Origin of the sequence: Streptomyces geranii (assembly GCF_002954775.1) — a bacterium.
In the GTDB taxonomy this organism is placed as follows: Bacteria; Actinomycetota; Actinomycetes; order Streptomycetales; family Streptomycetaceae; genus Streptomyces; species Streptomyces geranii.
The window spans coordinates 1-5,172 of record NZ_PJME01000103.1 but is presented as its reverse complement, the minus strand read 5'-3'; the positions used below and the strand labels follow the sequence as shown (position 1 = coordinate 5,172).

Below are 5,172 nucleotides of genomic sequence, written 5' to 3'. Positions count from 1 at the left end.
GGGGGCCCCCCCCCCCCAAGGATGGGAACGGGTAGGGGCGGCGGGGGCGAAACAAAAAGGCCCGCGCCGCACCACTTCGCACACCCCCGCACCCCCACATGGCAGGATCGGACCCGCCATGACTGCGCCCACGAAACCCACCCCCAATCCCGCCCCCACCCCCGACCTCCACTCCCCTGTCATCGACTGGTTCGACGACCACGCCCGAGACCTCCCCTGGCGCCACCCCGACGCCGGCCCCTGGGGAGTCATGGTCAGCGAGTTCATGCTCCAGCAGACCCCCGTCAGCCGCGTACTCCCCGTGTACGAGCAGTGGATCGCCCGCTGGCCCCGCCCCGCGGACCTCGCCGCCGCCCCCTCCGGCGAAGCCGTCCGCGCCTGGGGCCGCCTCGGCTACCCCCGCCGCGCCCTGCGCCTGCACGGCGCCGCGGTCGCCATAACGGAGCGCCACGGCGGCGACGTACCCACCGACCACGCACAACTCCTCGCCCTGCCCGGCATCGGCGAGTACACCGCAGCCGCAGTCGCCTCCTTCGCCTACGGCCAGCGCCACGCCGTACTGGACACGAACGTCCGCCGGGTCTTCGCGCGCGCCGTCACCGGCGTCCAGTACCCCCCGAACGCCACCACCGCCGCCGAACGCAAGCTCGCCCGCGCCCTGTTGCCGGACGACGAGCACACCGCCGCCCGCTGGGCCGCGGCCTCCATGGAACTCGGCGCCCTCGTCTGCACGGCCAGGAACGAGACCTGCCACCGCTGCCCGATCGCCGCCCAGTGCGCCTGGCGGCTCGCCGGGAAGCCCGAGCACGAGGGACCGGCCCGGCGCGGTCAGACGTACGCCGGTACGGACCGCCAGGTGCGCGGCAAGCTGCTCGCCGTACTCCGCGAGGCGCTCACCCCCGTACCGCAGTCGGCGCTCGACCGGGTGTGGCACGAGCCGGTCCAGCGCGCCCGCGCTCTGGACGGCCTCGTCGCCGACGGCCTGGTCGAGCCGCTGCCCGGCGGGCTGTACCGCCTGCCGCACAGCTGAGTCACATGCCCGTACACAGACTCGGCCTTCCGTAACACTCCAACGCCCTCCACCCGCACTCCTAAAACAACCCAAACCATCCCAACTCACCCCGCCCGCTTACCCCTCCCCTACTTCCGTTACACAACCGACGGACAGCCGCGCGCTCCCCGCAGGCTGGCTCGGACACCTCCGTGACAACCGCTCCGTAGCTTCATCCCTGTACAGACCACAGGGCAGTGAAGCCGGCCGGCAGACGGGTCGGAAACGGGGATCGGGAGGCGGTCGAGATGTCGCAGCAGGGCGAGGTGCTCGAGTTCGAGGAGTACGTCCGCACACGGCAGGACGCGCTGTTGCGCAGCGCCCGTCGGCTGGTCCCGGACCCCGTCGACGCCCAGGACCTGCTGCAGACGGCCCTCGTGCGGACGTACGGCCGCTGGGAGGGCATAGCGGACAAGCGGCTCGCGGACGCCTACCTCCGCCGCGTGATGATCAACACCCGGACCGAGTGGTGGCGGGCGCGCAAGCTGGAGGAGGTCCCCACCGAGCAGCTGCCGGACGCTTGCGTGGACGACTCCACCGAACAGCACGCGGACCGCGCGCTCCTGATGGATGTCATGAAGGTGCTCGCACCCAAGCAGCGCAGTGTCGTCGTGCTGCGACACTGGGAGCAGATGTCCACGGAGGAGACGGCCGCCGCCCTCGGTATGTCGGCCGGCACGGTCAAGAGCACGCTGCACCGGGCGCTCGCCCGGCTCCGGGAGGAGCTGGAGGCCCGCGATCTGGACGCACGTGCGCTGGAACATGAGGAGCGGGAGCGTTGCGCGGCCTAGGCACAGGGGCGACCGATCCCGGAACCCCGGACGGGACCCGGGGCCGGCGGGTCCCGGACGCGGACCCACCCCCCGGTCCACGTCCGGGACCCGGGCCCGACCCGGGTCCCGTCCGGGGTTCCGGCCGTCAGGGAGCGGGTCCGATCCAGACCGCGGGGCCGGCTTCTCCGGAGCGCCCGGGCCATGGCCCGGGCCTCTCCACCTCGACCCTTGACCCTGCACGTGCACCCACACCTACACCCACACCCGCTCGGCGGGCCTTTCAGGCGGTGATCACGGCTACGGCCGTGCTCGCCGCCCTCGCCCTTTTCGTCACCGCCTGCGCCACCGGCGGTACGGGCGCCCGTGACGAGGGACCGGCCGGCGCGGACGCCGTCGCGGGCAAGCTGAACCCCACCCCCGTGCCCTCCGCGTACGCCACCGAGGACGACGTGGACGCGGTCAAGCTCGTCCTGGCCGACCCGGAGGTCGCGACCTCGGTCAAGCGTGCGCTGAAGCCGTGCGTCGGGGACGAGTACCCGGTCGACGTGTCGTACGGCGACCTGACCGACGGGGTCTCCGACGACGTCGTCGTCAACGTCATGACGTGCAGCGATGCCGTCGGCGTCGGGTCGTACGTGTACCGCGAGGCGAGCAGCGGCACGGGGTACCGGAATGTGTTCCGGGCCGAGGAGTCCCCCGTCTACGCGGAGATAGACCGGGGCGACCTGGTGGTGACCAAGCAGGTGTACAAGAAGGACGACCCGGTGACGAGCCCGTCCGGTGAGAATGTGATCACCTATCGGTGGACGGCGGGCCGCTTCACCCTGGAGTACCGCACGCACAACGAGTACAGCAACGCGGTCGACGGCGGCACCGCCCCGACGACGGACACCAGCTGACCCACCCCGTACACAGCCGACATGCCCCACGCACAGATGACATGACCCACACCACCTGACCCACACGACCTGACCCACAAGTCGCGAACTGAGAGCAGCGGGATGGCAGACCAGACCCACGTCCTCTTCGTCGAGGACGACGACGTCATCCGCGAGGCCACCCAACTCGCCCTGGAGCGGGACGGCTTCGCGGTCACCGCCATGCCCGACGGGCTGTCGGGGCTGGAGGCGTTCCGCGCGGACCGCCCCGACATCGCCCTGCTGGACGTCATGGTCCCAGGTCTCGACGGGGTCAGCCTGTGCCGCCGTATCCGCGACGAGTCGACCGTGCCGGTGATCATGCTGTCGGCGCGCGCCGACTCGATCGACGTCGTCCTGGGCCTGGAGGCGGGCGCCGACGACTACGTCACGAAGCCGTTCGACGGTGCCGTCCTGGTCGCCCGGATCCGCGCGGTCCTGCGCCGCTTCGGTCACGCGAGCGGCCCGAACGCGGCGGGCGCGGAGAGCGGGGCGCCCGTGACCGGCGGGGTGCTCGTCTTCGGCGACCTGGAGATCGACACCGAGGGCATGGAGGTCCGCAAGGACGGCCGGCCGGTGGCGCTGACGCCCACCGAGATGCGGCTGCTGCTGGAGTTCTCGTCCGCGCCGGGCACGGTCCTCTCCCGCGACAAACTTCTCGAACGCGTGTGGGACTACGGCTGGGGCGGCGACACCCGCGTCGTCGACGTCCATGTGCAGCGGCTGCGTACGAAGATCGGCCAGGACCGGATCGAGACGGTCCGCGGCTTCGGCTACAAGTTGAAGGCCTGAGCGGGTCCATGGGCGTCAGGTTCAGAGGAATGGCGGGGATCCACACGGGACTGCGGTGGAAGCTGAGTGCCGCCATCGCGCTGGTGGGCGCGCTCGTGGCGGTCACGCTCAGTCTGGTCGTGCACAACGCGGCCCGGGTGTCGATGCTGGACAGCGCGCGCGACCTCGCGGACGAACGCGTCCTGATCGGGCAGAGCAACTACAACCTGTCGGGGCGGCCCAACTTCCCCGGCATCAAGGTCGACGACCCGAACCTGCCGCAGGAGCTGCGCGAGAAGGCGGCCGAGGGCCGCCGGGCGACGTATGTGACCGACCGGCCGGACGGCGTGCCGGACATCTGGGCGGCCGTGCCGCTCAAGGACGGTCACATCATGTCGCTGCACACCGGGTTCACCGACCGCAGTACGGACATCATGGCCGACCTCGACCAGGCGCTGATCATCGGCTCGATCGCCGTCGTCCTCGGCGGCAGCGCGCTCGGGGTGCTGATCGGCGCCCAGTTGTCGCGCCGACTGCGGAAGGCGGCGGCTGCCGCGAACCAGGTCGCGAGGGGCGAGACGGACGTACGGGTGCGGGACGCGATCGGCGGTGTCGTACGGGACGAGACCGACGACCTCGCCCGGGCGGTGGACGCGATGGCGGACACCCTGCAGCAGCGGCTGGAGGCGGAACGGCGGGTGACGGCCGACATCGCGCACGAGCTGCGTACGCCGGTGACGGGCCTGCTGACCGCGGCCGAACTGCTTCCGCCCGGCCGCCCGACGGAGCTGGTGCTCGACCGGGCGAAGGCGATGCGCACGCTGGTGGAGGACGTGCTGGAGGTGGCGCGGCTCGACGGGGCGTCGGAGCGGGCGGAGTTGCAGGACATCATGCTGGGCGAGTTCGTGGCGCGGCGGGTGATCGCGAAGGACCCGGAGATCGCCGTGCAGGTGGTGCACGAGTCGGAGGTCACGACGGACCCGCGTCGCCTGGAACGTGTCCTGTTCAACCTGCTGGCCAACGCGGCGAGACACGGCAGGGCGCCGATAGAGGTCTCGGTGGAGGGCAGGGTCATCCGCGTCCGCGACCACGGCGCGGGCTTCCCGGAGGACCTGCTGGCGGACGGCCCGAGCCGCTTCCGTACGGGCAGCACCGACCGCTCGGGCCACGGCCACGGCCTGGGCCTGACCATCGCCGCAGGCCAGGCCCGAGTCCTGGGCGCCCGCCTGACCTTCCGCAACATACGCCCCCCGGGCGCCCCGGAGGACGTCCCCGCGGAGGGCGCGGTAGCGGTCCTGTGGCTCCCGGAACACGCCCCGACGAACACGGGCAGCTACCCGATGATGCCGCGAACGAAGAGCTGAGCAATCCTTTCCTCGCCCCCGCCGCCCCTACCCGTCCCATCCCTGGGGGCTGCCGCCCCCAGACCCCCCGCTTGTCCTCAAACGCCGGACGGGCTGGAGGGAGACGGTCTGGGATGGGTGGGTACAGCGGGGGTGGGTGGGGGGTGGATCGGCCTTGACGGCCTCGTCCTCAAACGCCGGACGGGCTAGGTCTTTCAGCCCGTCCGGCGTTTGAGGACCAAGGGGGGTCTGGGGGCGCAGCCCCCAGAAGGATGGGAACGGGGAGGGGCGCGGGTAGGGGCGGCGGGGGCGAGGAA

Annotated in this window: 5 protein-coding genes; all 5 read left to right on the top strand. The window is 71.8% G+C overall.

Annotated features, from left to right (window positions below):
• The first annotated feature begins 118 nt into the window (after positions 1-118).
• The 5 genes from CW359_RS44840 to cseC all read left to right on the top strand — a co-directional run bounded on the left by CW359_RS44840 (position 119) and on the right by cseC (position 4,876).
• Complete coding sequence (locus tag CW359_RS44840; RefSeq protein WP_105976030.1) at positions 119-1,030, top strand: HhH-GPD family protein; 912 nt, start codon at positions 119-121, stop codon at positions 1,028-1,030.
• Between the two features lie 269 nt (positions 1,031-1,299).
• Positions 1,300-1,842: a SigE family RNA polymerase sigma factor gene (locus tag CW359_RS44835; RefSeq protein WP_105976029.1), complete on the top strand. Its 543-nt coding sequence runs from the start codon at positions 1,300-1,302 to the stop codon at positions 1,840-1,842.
• A gap of 269 nt (positions 1,843-2,111) precedes the next feature.
• Positions 2,112-2,723, top strand: coding sequence for a hypothetical protein (locus tag CW359_RS44830; protein ID WP_105976028.1), 612 nt, complete (start codon positions 2,112-2,114; stop codon positions 2,721-2,723).
• A gap of 102 nt (positions 2,724-2,825) precedes the next feature.
• Complete coding sequence (cseB, locus tag CW359_RS44825; RefSeq protein WP_105976027.1) at positions 2,826-3,533, top strand: two-component system response regulator CseB; 708 nt, start codon at positions 2,826-2,828, stop codon at positions 3,531-3,533.
• A 29-nt stretch (positions 3,534-3,562) separates the two neighbouring features.
• Complete coding sequence (cseC, locus tag CW359_RS44820; protein WP_408647598.1) at positions 3,563-4,876, top strand: two-component system sensor histidine kinase CseC; 1,314 nt, start codon at positions 3,563-3,565, stop codon at positions 4,874-4,876.
• Positions 4,877-5,172 lie beyond the last annotated feature (296 nt).